Genomic DNA, 16,703 nt, shown 5'->3' with positions numbered 1-16,703 from the left:
GGAGGACCTATGAAACTTCCAGAAGCCAAGATAGATAAAGCGAATGTAGAAGAGCTGTCAAGACTCAGTTCAATGCAAGAAGGAATACTATTCCATCACATAGCCGATTCGGAAGCTGTATTGTATCACGAGCATTTGAGCTTCGGTATCCGCGGATACGTAGAACTGCCGCTCCTGCGCAAAGCATTTGAGCTTGTGATGCAGGCTAACGATATTCTGCGTTCAGTGTTCCGTTGGGAGCACCTCGATTTTCCGGTAAGAATTGTGCTGAAGAATTTTTCACCTCCCTATGAATGGTTTGATTGTACCAATATTCCTGCCGAAGCGAGAGAGTCAGAGCTAAACAGCATCAAAGCACGAAATAATAAGGCAGTGCTTGACCTGACTTCCTCTCCGTATCGCATAGAGATTATCCAATGGGCAGACCATACAGTTAATGTTCTGTTTTCATATCATCATATATTGCTGGATGGCTGGAGCTGCTCCATCATTCTTAGAGAATGGCTGGACCTATATAACCAACTATGTGCGCAATCAGCACCTTACCTAAGGTGTAAATCATCATATAGACAATATGTAGACTGGCTTCAAACTTATAGACTGGAGAGTGAGCATGACCAATACTGGAAAGAAGAGGTTGGGCCTTGGGCTGAAACTGCTCTGTTTCCCGGTTCCCCCAGGACATGTGTTGAGGAAATTCCCGGGAGGCGGTTATTCTCATACTCTACTCCCGAAGCATTTTCAAGCGAAATGGACTGTTTCTTGCAAAGCAGAGGGATCACCTTGGCCTCATTCGTCTATTGTGCTTGGGGATTATTGCTGCACCGTTACACTGACAGCCATCGGGTGATGTTTGGAACGGTTATATCCGGCCGTCCGGCCCATTTGCCTGATATTGAATCGATTGCAGGCCTTTTCATGAATACAGTCCCGTTTGTCTTGGAACTGGGAGAAGCAACGGAGACGGTTGATGAATTGTGCAGACGGGTCATGCTGAAGCTCAGACAAAGATCCGGGCATGAATGGACGCCGCTGGTGAAGATCAAATCATTTGCAGGCCGTGAGGAATTGCCTGATTTATTCGAATCAATTATCGTCGTGGAGAATTACCCTATAGATGAGGGCTTTCAGAATACAGGAACGGAGAGCTTGTTTCATTCCTTTGAGCTTGTAGAAAGCAACCACTACGATCTTACGTTGAAGATCATCCCTTTTACTGGTTTACAATGGCAATTTGAATATAATCCACAGCGCTTCCGGTCCGATGAGATCCAGCAAATAAGCAGTCATTTATTTGCTGTTATGCAATGGATGATTGCGCATTCGGAGCAGTATGTAAATAGTATGGAATTTTTGATGGAACAGGAAATAAAGAGTTTGTATTCCGGGCCCGTTCATCCCGTTCCTTTCTATCCGGGTACATTAATGTCCGAGTTTCTAATCAGCGTCAGCCGGCATATTGAACGTGAAGCAATGTGCAGTGCTGACGCATCCTTAACCTACGGACAGTTCTATGAACGGATTTCCAATCTGGCGGAAGCACTTGTCGTCGAGTATAACGTTCAAAAGGGCGATGTCATTGCAGTCATGATGGACCGGTCGGATGGTATGCTCGTCAGCATTTATGCCATAATGATGGCGGGTGCGGTATATGTTCCCATTTCACCGGAGGACCCGTATGAGCGGGTGGAGTATATTATTAATGATAGCCAGGCCACTACATTATTGTTCGATGAATCCTGCCGGGAACAAATGCGGGACAAACTGAACCAGCAGCTTAGAATGCTGTCTATAAGCAAGGTAACAGGTAAGGCGAGTTCTCCGTTCATCCCCCGGTGTGAACCGGGCGATCCAGCTTACATCATATATACCTCCGGATCTACAGGCCGGCCTAAAGGGGTTGTCGTTGAACACCGGCAGGTTCTTCATACATTGCAGGATATGCAGGAGTGCTACCCCGTCGGGATGGATGATACCCTCTTGTTCAAGACCACGTTTACTTTTGATGTATCTCTGGCAGAAATTTTTGGATGGTTTTGGCAAGGGGGCAGATTGGCCATTGCCCCGGCTGAGGCGGTTAGAGAGCCTGGGGGATTTCTTGAGCTGCTTGATAATTATCGGGTTACTCATGTCCATCTGGTTCCTTCCTATCTGGGGGTATTACTGGAGTTTCTGGAACAGCGGGAGGCTGTTATTCCGACACATTGGAGATACATATTTGCCGCCGGTGAAGCATTACCGTTAATGCTATGCCGGGGCGTATTCGAGCATCTGCCGAAAGTGCGGCTAATAAATTTGTATGGCCCAACAGAAGCTGCAATATATGCGACCATATATGAAGTGAAAGCCGATGTTCTCCGGTCGAATGTTCCTATTGGGCGGCCGTTTCCCCATTGCCGGGCAATGGTAATGGACTCGCACCAGCGTCTAGTGCCCGCCGGAGTTATGGGTGAGCTATGGCTGTGCGGACAAGGTATTGCCAGAGGTTACATCGGCCAGCCGGAACTAACCAAGACGCGTTTCGTGCCTAATCCGCTGAATCAGGAAGAAAGATGCTACCGGACCGGTGATTTGGTACGAATGCAAGCCGATGGTCAGCTGTTATTTGCCGGACGTGCAGATCATCAGGTGAAAGTCCGCGGGTTCCGCGTTGAACTTGGGGGAATTGAGAGTTGTGCGCTTGGTCTAGGCGGGATTCAATCTGTCGCGGCCGCAGTGACAGAAGACGTCGCAGGGCACAAGAGCCTTGTATTATATTATGTGGCCAGTGAGCCTCTGGATGATGTAATTCAGGCGCATCTTGCCCGGTTTTTGCCCCGGTATTCCATGCCCAGTTATTACGTTATGCTGGATGAGATGCCGGTATATGCAAATGGGAAAATTAACCGTACAGCGTTATCCGGATTTGCACAGAGAACGGTTGAAGATACAGGATCGGAGCGGTTGATCCCCGATGATGAACAGGAGAAGATCCTTCTTAAGGTCTGGAGTGAGGTTCTTCATCCTCCAGGCAGGATTTCTAAACATCATGATTTTTTCAGTCTTGGCGGTGATTCGATTAAAGCCATGCAGATTGTTTCAAGAGTAGGTAAGAACGGCTACACACTGAAGGTTCTGGATGTACTTCATTATCCGGTACTGAAGGAATGCGCACAGCAGATGAGGTTGACCCGGATACCGGAACAGCTCATGGAATATGATGGCGGGCTGGTGAGGTTGACTCCGATTCAAAGGACTTATTTCGAAGAAATGGGAGGCAGTGAATTCTTTTTTTGCCAAGGGTTAGTGCTGCAGAGTGCTGAAGCTGTTGAACCGAAAGTGCTGGAGGAAGCCTTGAACCGGTTGGCAGCTGTACATAGCGCTATGCGCATGGAATTTAAGCTTGAAGGAGATCAAATTGTCCAGCGTATCGGCAGCCGTCAGGACCACTGCCCATTAAAGGTTACAGATATAAGCGGGTTACCTGTATCAATAGATACCCTGTTGCAAGAGCTGGCACAAGACATTCATGTATGGGACGGACCTCTGGCACGGGCGGGATTGTATAGGACGGAGACCTGTGATTTCATTGGTTTGGTGTTCCATCACTTAATTATAGACGGCGTCTCCTGGCGGATTATTATGGAGGATCTCGATGCTATGATTAATGCCGTCAAGGCGGATATTCACAATGAATTGCAGGCGGCTTCGGTGTCATTCTATTCCTGGGCTTCCCGAGCTGAAGGCTATTTTGACCGGGAAACTCCGGAGAATGAATGGTTATACTGGAAAAATGTGAGTGAAGATTTCACGGCCGAAATTCTTGAACTTCCAAGTGGGGGAATATGGAGTGAGAGGGGCGAGCTCTCTGTTGAATTCAGTATGGGAGAGACCCGCAAGCTGCTACATGATGTAATGGAGAATAGACGGATGAAGATGGATGAGTTTCTGTTGGCTGCTCTCTCCAGGGCCCATTTTCTCTGGAGCGGCAGGCAGACCTTGTGGGTGGATATCGAAGGCCACGGCCGGCATGAAGTAATATCAGGGATAGATGTATCCCGTACTGTCGGATGGTTCACCACTATTTTCCCTTTTATGCTGGAATGGGGCAGGGGTTCGGGGGATAACCTTGAAGGGCTCACCCAGCGGCTGAGAAACGTGCCCAATCACGGTATAGGTTATTCATGGATCAAGGAAAAGTTTTCTCCTGTCCTGCCGGGGATTCTGTTCAACTATATGGGGGAACTGGATTCGCTGAATGCTTCCGGATTGCAGTTGGTGCCCGGGTCGTTTCAGTCGCTTGTACATGAGGAAATGCCCGTTCGGCATGCACTAGTTATGAACAGCTCAATTGAACAAGGCAGACTTGTCATTCGTTTGAACTATAGTCTAAACGCCGGGGATGTGCAGGTCTTTTCAGAACATTTAAAAGAATCATGTCTGCATCTTTGCGGTGCCGGCAATAGTGCGTATCCCTATCCGCTCTCACCGGCACAAATGGGATTGTTGCTCTACAAGCAGCTTGATGAGCAGTCTTCTGTTTACATGGAACAGTTGTGCATCCATGTGGCAGGTACTCTGGATGCCCATACATTAGAGAGCGCTTACAAAAAGGTGATTGCCCGTCACAGTATCCTGCGAAATATTTTTAACTATGACGAAGAAGATGAGCCGGTTCAAACTACCCGCGACAGTATGTTTTATGAATTTCACCTAGTTGATTGGTCGCATATGGATAGCCGTCCGGCAGAACTTGCCTTAACTGCCTTCAAAGAAACAGATCGCAGACGCGGTTTTAATCTGCGCATGGAACCTGCGATCCGCACCAATATTTTCAAGGCAGGTCTTGAAGAATACTATATCCTTCTAAGCTATCATCACATCGTGATGGATGGATGGAGTTTGGCTGTGGTACTGGAAGAGTGGATGCAGGAATATTATCGGTCCGGGAGCATGAAGGAGCTGGCTGTACCTGCAGGCTATCAGCGTTTCGTAGAATGGATCAGGCAACAGGATCATGTACTGGCTAAAAACCATTGGAAGGACTATCTCGCCGGATATTCGGGTGATGGTGTGCTCTTGTCTTCCAGTAAACGAAATTCGGACAAATCGGGAATATCAGAAGTAGAACGGTATACGATGGATGCTGTGTTAAGTGCAGGAGTACACCGGCTTGCCGAAGGAGCAAGAACCTCCCTTAGTGTGGCCATTCAAGCACTTTGGGGAATTTTTCTTCATAAATTTACAAACCGAAAGGATATTGTATTCGGGTGTGTCACTACTTTACGGCCATCCAGCGGAGCCTTCGAAAAGGCAGTGGGCCATTACTCCAGTGCGCTTCCGGTACGCTTGATAAGTGAGGAGGGAGAAACCTATTATCAGGTTGCTCATAGACTCCAAGCCGATCTATGGGATAATCAGGCCTTTGGGTTTTTACCATTATATGAAATGCAAGTGGCTGATGTATCCGGAGAATGGTTTGATCATACGCTCTCATTCGATAACTACCCGATTAGCCAAGAGATGCTGGCGAAGGATCAGGATTTGCGGGTAGAACATATTGAAGTTACGAGCCGTCCGCACTATCCGTTTAACCTTATGTTTGAATTAAAGGATGGCAGCATCGCAATGAATGTCGTCTATCATAGCGGGCATTTCAGCAAGGAAGAGATTGACGGGATAATGACACGATTTTTTATCGTGATCGGAAAAGTTGCAGCGCTGCCGGAGCGTCCGCTCTCAAAGCTGAACTTGTTAAATGAAGCGGAAACCCAATTAATGCTGGAAAGCGGAATGATCCATTCCCCGAACAGAAATGGCGATTATCTTTTGCACAGGCTTTTCGAAGAAAGTGCCGCCAGGTTTCCGGATAACGTTGCGCTGACATACGCTGGTAGCCATATGACCTATGGCCAGCTGAACGAATATGCAAGGCAGGTTGTGAAGGAATTGCTTCGTCAAGGGATGAGGCAGCAAACAATCGTTGCCATTTGTCTGGAACGCTCATTTGAGATGGTGGCCGCAATTATGGCGGTGTTAAAGGCCGGTGGCGCGTATATGCCTTTGGACACCGAAATGCCGCATGCCCGGATGAAATTGATGCTGGAAGACAGCGGAGCAGAAATTGTGCTGATACACAGTTCAATGTCGCAGCGCTTTGGATCGGAGATCTGCCAGGTTCATATGGACAGGCTTGGCAGCGATTCCTCCTGCTCAGAGTCTGATTGCCGGGCGGTAGATGTAGTGAAGGAAGAAGACCTTGCTTATCTCATCTATACTTCGGGAAGTACGGGTACCCCTAAGGGAGTAATGATTGAGCACCGGTCCATTGTTAATACCATTAGCTGGCGAACCAGAACCTACGGTTTTGGACCGGAGGATGTCATTTTACAGTTGCCTTCAGTGTCGTTTGACAGTTCGGTTGAGGATATTTTCAGTGCATTAAGTACAGGGGCACGATTAGTTCTGCTGCCTCAGGAATCAAGGATGGATTTGGCCTACATCAGACAGACCCTGCTAGAGGAGCAGGTAACCCATCTGTTGATTACTCCGGCTTTTTACAGAGCCATGCTGTATGAGATTCCCGATGCACTGTCGTCTCTGAGAAGTGTCACTTTGGCAGGAGAAGCCTTTGGAGAAGAACTAGTGAAACGTCATTATGAATGTCTGAGTCATGTGCAGCTATACAATGAATACGGGCCAACTGAAAATAGCGTCTGTTCTACTGTTTACCGGTTTGACCAGGATCGGCAGGAGGTTCTGATGGGCAAACCCATTGACAATGTGGAATGTCTTGTTGTGGATAGGGATATAAATCCGCTTCCTGCAGGCATTACCGGGGAGTTATGCGTTGCCGGATCAGGTATTGCGAGGGGATATCTTCATCAGCCGGAACTGACGGAAGAATGCTTCATTAGTCATCCGGTTTTTCCTGAGAAGACATTGTACCGGACCGGAGATTTGGTGCAGTGGACCAGCGGCGGTGAGCTCCGGTTCATTGGCCGAAGGGACCATGAAATTAAATTAAGGGGAATCCGGTTTAATCCTCTGGAGCTTGAATTGAAGATACTGGAATATCCGGGAATCGCAGAAGCGATTGTTATGAAGCGGCAGAAGGCAGCGGACAGCGCTATTCTGGTTGCATTTATTGGTGCTGAACAGCAAATCGATAAGGAGAAGCTGGAGCAATGGCTGGCCGGATATTTCCCTGCCGCCCTGCTTCCTTCGTCTTATTCAGTCATGAACCGTCTGCCGGTTAATCAAAACGGTAAGATCGACAGGAGCGCACTTGAAGCCCGCGTGCTACCCGGCGCCGTATCATCAGGTGCTGCCCTGGACCCGATGGAAGAAGAAATTGTAGGAATATGGAAAGAAGTTCTTCAAGTGCGGGAGATCAATCCGGAGAATAATTTTTTTGAAAGTGGAGGTAACTCTATACTGCTTACCCGCGTGCACTTGAGAATAGAGGCACGTTATCCGGGCGTACTCCGGATTGTAGATTTATTTGAGCATCCAAGTGTCCGGCATATGGCGGCGTTGCTCAAAAAGCGGATTAACCGGCCGGTATTGACTTGGGTGAACCCGATGCCTGAACAATGGCGGGAACGATCTGCGATTCCTTCCAGAGCAGAGGAGTATGGGAAAGTCATTATGGACATTGGAGTCGATGCAGTCAACGGTCTTAATAAATATGCTGCTGAAGGGAGCCACAGTCTTCAAAGCGTATTGACCGTTCTCTTCTTGACGGCATTGCATCGTTCCACTGGCCTGGATCCGCTTTCCTTTGCTTATATTTCTCAGGACCGGCGGATTCACGGAATGACCTACCGGCCGCTTGAAGCCAAAGGAATGCTGGATGCAATACGCCAGTCGGAGCACATGTATGCACGGATGAGGAACGAAGAGGGAACTGAATGGACGCAATCAATCTTTCAATCCTCTCCTGAGGCAGGGCAGTTTATCCCGGCGCTCGTCTTCGGCGATACGCTTCCCGAGTGGAGCCGGGAGAGGTTGTACTTTGATTTGATCTGCTGCTGTACATGGGAAGGCGAGCATGGCCTGCAAATGATATGGCTGTACAATCGTGAGCGGATAAATTCTCTGGTTGTCAATCAGGTGGCGGCTCAATGCAGCTACGCCGTTCAACGGTTCGCATTGAAAAACACCGGTGAAAAGGCCGGCGGATAGGAGGAACAAATTGCGGAACTTGGCTTATGTATTCCCTGGGCAAGGCGCACAACATGTAGGAATGGGCAGAGCTTTATATGATTCTTGCCGCGAGACTAGAGATTTGTTTCATGACGCTAGCAGGCAACTGGGTTTTGACTTAAAAGAATATTGTTTTGATGGCACATTAAGAGATATGAGCCTGCTTGAACATGCGCTTCCTGCCATCTATGTCATCAGCATCGCCTGCTTCAGAGCTTTTCATAGAGATATAGGTATCCGGCCGCAATTCGTCGCCGGTCATAGTCTTGGTGAATATTCTGCGTTGGCATGCAGCGGTGTGATCACCTTCCAGAACGGATTGGAGCTGGTGATGGAGCGCAGCCGGCTGGCAATGCAGCTTGCCAGGCAGGAAGACGGATATATGACAGTGATTGATGGACTGGCCGAAACAGAGGTAGAGCAAATATGTCAGAAAGTGAAGGCAAAGACCGGGGGCACCGTTGGGATCGCTTGTTTCAATACGGATAATCAGGTTGCAGTATCAGGGTATGCTCCGCTCCTGGAGCAAGTGGAGTCGATGGTTATGGAGCAAGGCGCAAGCGTGACTCCGCTCTTTACGGGCGCCCCGTTTCATTGTGCCATGATGGAGCCTGTAGCAATGGAGATCCGTCAAAGGATAAGATCCATTGAATTTTGCCGTCCCAAATTTCCAATTATCATGAATACTACTGCACTGCCTGCAATAGATGGCAATACGATAGCCCATTTAATGGAGAAGCAACTGGTGATGCCGGTGCAATGGAGCAAAACGATGCAGTTCTTAAATCAGCGGGTGGACCAAGCTGTGGAAATGGGAACAGGCCGGTTGTTAACGGAGTTATTCGGCAAGAGCGGTCTTCCGGTTCAATGCCAGTCTTATGCTTCACCTTCCGAGCGGGAAAACCTTTTGAAAGCATACAAGGTTCTGCCTGGAAAGGCGGGAGTGGCTGGCAAAGGATACACCTTTAATGTGGTTGCCGGCTGTCTTTCCATTGTTGCCACTACCCGCAATGATAATATGGACCCCCTTGCTTATGAGCAGGGGGTATCTGAACCTTACAAAGTGCTGGCTACGTTGCTGGAAGCGGCGGAGAAAGCCGATTGTTATCCCGATAGAGAAGCATCGTTGACAGCGCTCAGGTGTCTTGATCAGATTTTGGAGACGAAGCGTGTTGAGCCGGAGACAAAGCAGAGAAAAATCATGAGCATGCTCCATGCGACTGGGTTAGAGTACCTATTTCCGGAATATGCAGAAAGGATGCTGTTATGATTAATGATTTTCGTATTGATCAATTATTCGAAGATGAAGAAAGCGGAGCATTACACACCGCAGGCACAGATGAACTCAACGGTGAGATGGATATTGCTGTAGTGGGAATGTCCGTCCGAATGCCTGGTGCTTCTTCACTGCAGCAATTTTGGGAGCTTATCCAGTCTGGTGCGGACTGTGTGGGGCCTATTCCGCTGAATCGGAAAAAAGATGTAGAGGATATTCTGGAGCATTCCGGGAAGCCAATTGACGGACTTGTGTACGAAGAAGGCGGTTATCTGGAGAGAATAGATGATTTTGACTATTCTTTTTTTAACCTGTCACCCAACGAGGCTAATTTAATGGATCCCAATCAAAGATTGTTTCTTCAAACCGCATGGGCATGTATCGAAGATGCCGGTTATGGAGGCCATGCCCTGAAAGGGAGTAACACCGGTGTATTTGTGGGCTTCGGGAATGAGAGTGAATACAAGCGGATTATTGAGGAGGGGTATCCTGACTTGGCTTCAATGGCGGTTGCAGGCAATATCCAGCCATTCATTGGTTCCCGCATTTCCTATCTGCTTGACTGGAAGGGGCCTTCCATGCTTATTAACACAACCTGCTCTTCTTCTCTTGTTGCAGTACATATGGCCTGCCAAAGCATATGCAGGGGGGAGAGTGCTCAGGCAGTAGCTGGAGGGGTCAAGATCAATATTCTTCCGGTCCGTAATACCTGGATTGGCGTAGAAGCAACAGATGGCAGAACCCGCTCCTTCGACGAAAACGCTGAGGGTACCGGTATGGGAGAGGGAGTTGCAGCAGTAATGCTGAAACCGCTTCACCGCGCAGTAAGGGACAAGGATTCCATTTATGCAGTGATCAAAGGAAGTGCCATCAACCAGACTGGCAGCTCAATCGGTTTGACTGCGCCAAATTCGGAATCGCAAAAGGATGTTATTGTGAGGGCGTGGGAGGCTGCAGGCATTGATCCATTGTCGATCCGCTACTGGGAGGCACATGGTACCGGAACCAGGCTCGGTGATCCAATTGAGATTGAAGCGATTTCTAAGGCTTATGAATCCCGATATATCATGAACAGACAGTTTTGCGCTTTGGGTTCCATCAAAGCAAACCTGGGCCATCTTGATAACGCGGCCGGAATAGCGGGTCTTGTCAAAGCAGTCTTAACTGTGAAGTATGGGAAACTGCCGCCTCTGACCCATTTCCAATATCCTAACCGCCAGATTCAGTTCTCGGATACGCCGCTTTACGTGAACACCGAACTCGCTGACTGGAAGCCGGACATCTATCCCAGAAGATGTGCTGTAAGCTCATTTGGGATTACCGGAACCAACTGCCATGTAATATTGGAGGAGGCTCCCGAAGGCAAAGCAGACGAGCTGGCTTCCCAAGGACAAGCTGCAGTTTTCACACTATCAGCCCGTATCCCTTCTGCGTTATCGGAAGCCGTCAGAAGCTGGAGGGAAGCAATACGGTCAAATGCCGATTGGAGAGCTATCTGCTATATTTCTAACTGTGGAAGAGGACATTACAGCAACCGCGTTGCCTTTATTGTCAGAAGTCATAAAGAGCTGGAAGACAAACTGGAGCTGTTGGAGGAGAGGCTGGAGGCAGATGTATCCCGCGGCATTTATATTACACTAACAGATGAGAACGAACGCAGCCCTTATAAATCCTCTGTAAACGAAAGCAACGGTCTAGAGTATCCGTTACAGGACTATTATCATCAAAACGAGCTTGCCTGTCTTGAACAGTTATGCCAGTCGTATGTTGAGGGGCTAACTATTGCCTGGGATCACTTGCATAAGGGGAAGGAACGGCAAAAGCTTCATTTGCCAGCGTATCCGTTCCAGAAGCATCGATGCTGGCTTCCTGATCCGGGTACTAGTGAACAGTCTATCCGTCTGCTTGCTCCCATATGGAAAGAGGCAGGGATTCCGCTCGCGCGTCCTTTAAATGTTCCATCTATGGACGGTGGAGCAGTCCTTGTCTTCAAGGATCGTATGGGGAAATCTCAAGCGGTTATCGATCACTTCCGATCCTTGAAGTATCTGGTAGTTGAGATAGAAGATACAGGGGAGGGCTTTGAACAGACTGGTGAGTTGAAATTCAAGACTGGAACTGATGAAGACGCGTACCAGTTGTTGTGCAAGTGCTTGGAGCATTTAAATATTATCCGGATTATTTATATGAGTGCATTGGCTTGTACCGATGAACGCTCAGATAGTGCCCACACGCAGCGTTTAGCCAGGTCAACCGGAAATTTCTTTTATTTCACCAAACATTTTATGAAGCGAAGATTCAATAACCCGATTGATGTGGCCCTCATTTCAAATTATTGCTATGAGATCACCGGTGACGAACCGGACCTGCTGCCCGAGAATGCGGCATTGTACGGTCTAGGAAAAACCATTCGCCTGGAAAGCCCGCTTCACTGCCGTTGTATAGACATAGATGATGATATCACGACGGAGCAGATTTTACATGAGCTTGCCTGTCCTTTTGATTCGTATACGGTGGCTTACCGGAAGGGTTGTAAATACGTTGAAAGCTGGAAAGAGGTTGAGCCTGCTTCTGGTCCACAGCAGCAGTTGGAGCTGGATTCCCAAGGGATTTATGTAGTTGCAGGAGGAAGCGGAGGAATCGCGCTAGAATTGATCTCTGATTGGGCGGAAGAAATGCCCGCTTCTTATGCTCTTATCAGCTCCACAGGATTTCCTGAACGGACGGCTTGGCCGGCATTTGGAAAGGAACAAGCCGATTCGGTGCTTGCCCGCAGAGTGGAAGCTTGCAGGCAAATTGAAAGCAAGGGCTCCCATTTGTTTTTTTATACTACCGACATATCGGATTCCAATGCGCTTGATGTAACTCTCAACCAGATCAGAACAGAGCACGGGCCCATCAAGGGTGTGGTACATAGTGCTGGCCGCGGAGGCGGAGGCTATATTTTTAATAAGTCAGCAGAAGAGTTCTGGAGGGTAATGGCTCCCAAAGTAAGCGGAACAAGGAATTTGCATACTTTAACAAGTCAAGATCCCTTAAGCTTCTTTGTCCTGTTTTCCTCGGTTACCACTATATCGGGGGGATTGGGTCAGGGGGATTACACCGCGGCGAACCATTATCAGGATGTATTTGCTGATTACCGGCACAGAACGCATCCGGATCAAATTACTTTATGCATCAACTGGTCGGCCTGGGAGAATACCGGGATGGCCGGCCAGCATAAACATGACAGAAGCAGAGATATCTTCACAGCTCTTCCGGTAGCCAGAGCCGTGAAGGCCTTTCGGCAAGCGTTCCGTCAGCCTTACAGACGCGTGGCTATCGGGACGATTAGAGAGAATGGACACATATACGGTCTTACACCGGACAGCTTAGGCATCGGCTTGTCTACAGAGCTGCGGAGTCAATTGGACCAAGAGAAGAAAAGGCCGCTACAGGCTGCTGCTAAAACACAGATTATGGGTACACAAGAAAAGCATTTACAACAGATTGAAGAACAGATTGGCCAAGTCTGGGCTGATGTGCTTGGTTACTCCCGATTCCATATTGATGATAATTTCTTTGAAATCGGCGGCAATTCCATTTACATCACAAGAGTTTACGAAAAGCTGCTTCCCCATTATCCGGGAGTTCTGTCTATGGCAGATCTTTTCGCTTATCCCACGCTAGCCAAGCTTGCCGATTACATTTATGCACAGGCTGAGATTACTAAGGAAGCCATTCCTTATTCCGATGATATAAAAGGAGAACAAAGCATTGCTATTATTGGCCTGTCAGGGGTATTTCCATATGCAGAGAATGCGGATGAGTTCTGGGAGAATATTGATCAGCAAATGGATTGCATCCGTATGTTCCCGGAAGGAAGAATCTCTGATAGTACGCCGTTTCAATGGCTGACGGCAAACACCGGTACGGAGAAGTCCTATGTGGAGGGAGGCTACCTCAATCGGGTGGATGCCTTCGATCACAGGTACTTCCGGATATCGCACAAAGAAGCTAGTCTGATGGACCCGAATCAGCGGATATTCCTCCAGCAAGCATGGAAGGCGATAGAAGATGCCGGTTACGGGGGGGACAGCATACGGGGAAGCAAAACAGGCGTCTTCGTAGGGTATATCGGTCTCCCTGTCTACGGACAGATTGTTTCGTTGCTGGAACCGGAATCTGCCCCACTGGCTTTGGCGGGGAATGTAACATCCATTATTGCCAGCCGTATCGCCTATTTGTTGGATTTAAAGGGGCCCAGTATGGTCATTGATACAGCCTGCTCCTCTTCACTGGTTGCCATCCATAGGGCATGCTTAAGTCTCCGCAATGGAGAATGTGAACAGGCTATAGCGGGCAGCGTCAAAATAATACCGCTTCCGGTAGCAGATATCAGCGGGGTTGGGATTGAATCGTCAGACTATAAGACCCGGACGTTCGATGATGCTTCGGACGGAACAGTATGGGGTGAGGGCAGTGCAGCCTTTGTCCTGAAACCGTTATCAACGGCGGTGAGGGATGGAGACCGTATCTATGCAGTAATTAAGGGAGGGGCTGTCAATCAGGACGGAAGCTCATCGGGAATCACAGCTCCAAACCCTCTGGCGCAAGAGCAGTTGTTAGTTGATGCTTGGAAGGATGCCCGGATACCTCCGGAGTCCATCAGTTACATTGAAGCCCATGGAACAGGCACGAGACTTGGTGACCCGATTGAGATTAGCGCCATCACCAAAGCATTTGAAAGATTTACCGACAAAAAACAGTTCTGTGCCATAGGTTCGGTAAAGACCAATATCGGCCATCTCGATCACTGCTCCGGGGCGGCAGGTTTATTAAAGGCGGTTATGGCTTTGCAGCATAGAACCATTCCCGCTACGCTGAACTTTCAGAAACCGAATCAAAATATCGACTTCGGTAATTCGCCTGTGTTTGTGGCAGACAAGAGTATACCTTGGATCGCCGATGCACCATTACGCTGCGGTGTCAGCTCGTTCGGGCTTTCTGGTACGAACTGTCACCTTGTACTGGAGGAAGCTCCGGTTCAGAATTCTACAGTGCTCAAACCGGCCGGCCAACTGGAACTCTGTACAATTTCGGCGGCGAGTGCGGAGGCGTTTACGGCACTTGTGAAGGATTGTGTGTACGAGCTGCGTTATGGTTCTTCCGTCGATCTGAGGCAGATTTCGTATACTTTGAATTCCGGAAGAGGACATTATAGCCACCGGGCCGCTATGGTCGTCTCCAGCATTGGAGAATTGATCCGTATCCTTGAACAGTTCTTGATAAGAGGGGCATTCCATAGGCCGGAAGAGGGAATCTTTTATCGGGGTGAACTTAGCCGCGAGCAATTGAAGCAAGTTCCAGAGTGTCCACACCCGGGGGATGACAGAGAACTGCTGATGCGTTTCGGGGAATACTATGTTGATGGGGGAAGGATCGAATGGAGTCAGTGGTACGAAGCAGACCCGCCGGCCAAAATAAAGTGGCCTGTCTATCCATTCGCAAATACGAGATGCTGGTTTGAAGTAAACAGAATGATGTCTCTGCCATGGCTGACTTTGAAAGAAGAGAATTCTTCAGCTAACCTGCAGCCCGCAGAACTGCCTGATAAAGAAGCTGGTAATACCAGAGCACGCCTGGCCAAAATCTGGAATGATATTTTGGGGATTGAGAAGATAAATACTTCAGGTCATTTTTTTGATCTTGGCGGTGATTCTCTTTCAATCATGGTGCTTTCCTCGAAAATCAACAAGGAGTTTGGATGTCATTTACCAGCCTCACTGCTGTTTGAAGAGCCGGAATTCATGAAACAGGCGTTATTGATAGAAGAGCAAAGCTGTATTCAGGAGAAGGACAACCGGAGAATCGGTTCTTCGAAGAGGAGTGCTTATCCGCTTACTCCTTCTCAATTGAATGTATATATTCACCAGGTCATTTCTGAAAATAAAACCCTGTACAACGAAACTCATTCCTATCGGGTTATAGGAAGGCTGGACAGTTCGAGGCTGGAGAGCGCATTTCAAAGCCTGATCCGTAGACATGGTTCCCTCCGTACCTCCTTTGATATTAGGGAAGGGGAAATTGTACAGCTGGTGCACGAAGATGTTGTATTTAAGCTGGACTCCAAAACTATAGGCAAGTCTCAGATCCACGCCGCCGTAAATGAGTTCATCCAGCCCTTTGATTTGAAGCAAGCACCTCTTCTGAGAGCCTGCCTTTTGGAAGTGGAGGGGGAAGAAGAACAAATACTGTTATTTGATGTGCATCACATTAATGTGGACGGCAAATCAATGGAGATTATGGCGGCAGAAATTAGACAACTCTACGGCGGTGCCAGTCTTCCTCCGCTGCAAGTCCAGTTTTCGGATTATACGGTATGGTTCAATGAGGAATATTTGCACAGTGAGGAATTCAGGAAGCAGCGCGCATATTGGCTGAAAGAATATCAATCCAGATCTGCCCCAATGGTCTTCCCGTTTAAGCGATGGGAAAATGAAGAGGGGAGTGCGGTAGCCTCGGTATACGCCAGCAAAAAATTTGAAGTTAGCTCTACACTGATTCGGACAGCAGCATCTGACACGAATGCCACATCGTTTATTCTTGCAGTGGCTATTTTGAATATTGTGCTTGCTAAGATTTGCCAGACGGATGATATTACAATAGGATATCCCGTACTAGGCAGACCAGTGGAAGATGTACAGTCTTTGATCGGTATGTTTACCAATATGATCGGCATCCGTAATTATTTGTCTCCGGAATTGAATTTCAATGAATTTGTTGACAGGGTCCGGCAAAAAGTAGGGAGCTCGTTAGATCATCAAGAGTATCCGCTTCAACTGGTAATGGATGAATTGGCTGAGACTCCATCTTCCCGGAGGGACCCGCTATTCAACACGGTGATTGTCTATGAAGTCTATGAAGAGGAGAAAGGCAGATTCCAGCACGATGAAATTCAGCTTGCACTTATGGATAATGATCACCGGAGCATGCGTTTTGACCTTCTCCTGCATGTAGTTCAAGTCATTGATGGCTGGAGATGCAGTTTCCTGTACAATCCTGCGAAGTTTGAAGATGGAGATGCTGAGTTGCTGGGCGCTGAGTATATTAGTGTATTGAAGAAGGTTTCGGCAGCTTGCGGAACTACAATCGGTCAATTGACAGGGCTTAGCCGGATGGATCATATTTCAGGCTGTGAAAAAGTGGAGAATGAGATCAGTGTAGAGTTTGAATGGTGATGATTAAGGCGCCTATTTTA

The 16,703-nt window shown here is 48.2% G+C and carries 3 protein-coding genes; all 3 read left to right on the top strand.

The window, feature by feature from the left end; translation table 11 throughout:
- Positions 1 to 9: 9 nt before the first annotated feature.
- From NSU18_RS12170 to NSU18_RS12160, 3 genes are read left to right on the top strand one after another with little or no spacing between them, the layout of a single operon-like run.
- Complete coding sequence (locus tag NSU18_RS12170; RefSeq protein ID WP_341149125.1) at positions 10 to 8,166, top strand: amino acid adenylation domain-containing protein; 8,157 nt, start codon at positions 10 to 12, stop codon at positions 8,164 to 8,166.
- Between the two features lie 10 nt (positions 8,167 to 8,176).
- Positions 8,177 to 9,457 carry an ACP S-malonyltransferase gene (locus NSU18_RS12165; protein ID WP_341149124.1) on the top strand — a complete coding sequence of 427 codons (1,281 nt, stop codon included), beginning with the start codon at positions 8,177 to 8,179 and terminating at the stop codon, positions 9,455 to 9,457.
- On the top strand, positions 9,454 to 16,683 hold the full coding sequence (locus tag NSU18_RS12160) for a beta-ketoacyl synthase N-terminal-like domain-containing protein (RefSeq protein ID WP_341149123.1): 7,230 nt from the start codon (positions 9,454 to 9,456) through the stop codon (positions 16,681 to 16,683). Before NSU18_RS12165 ends, NSU18_RS12160 begins: the two co-directional genes overlap by 4 nt.
- The last annotated feature ends 20 nt before the right edge of the window (positions 16,684 to 16,703 follow it).

This window comes from Paenibacillus sp. FSL H8-0048 (assembly GCF_038002825.1).
Taxonomy (GTDB): Bacteria; Bacillota; Bacilli; order Paenibacillales; family Paenibacillaceae; genus Paenibacillus_AQ.
This window is presented reverse-complemented; position numbering and strand designations above follow the sequence as displayed.

Bases quoted from the DNA above. Each gene is read 5' to 3' on its own strand.
- NSU18_RS12170 (WP_341149125.1), top strand. From the start codon at position 10: ATGAAACTTCCAGAAGCCAAGATAGATAAAGCGAATGTAGAAGAGCTG.
- NSU18_RS12160 (WP_341149123.1), top strand. From the start codon at position 9,454: ATGATTAATGATTTTCGTATTGATCAATTATTCGAAGATGAAGAAAGC.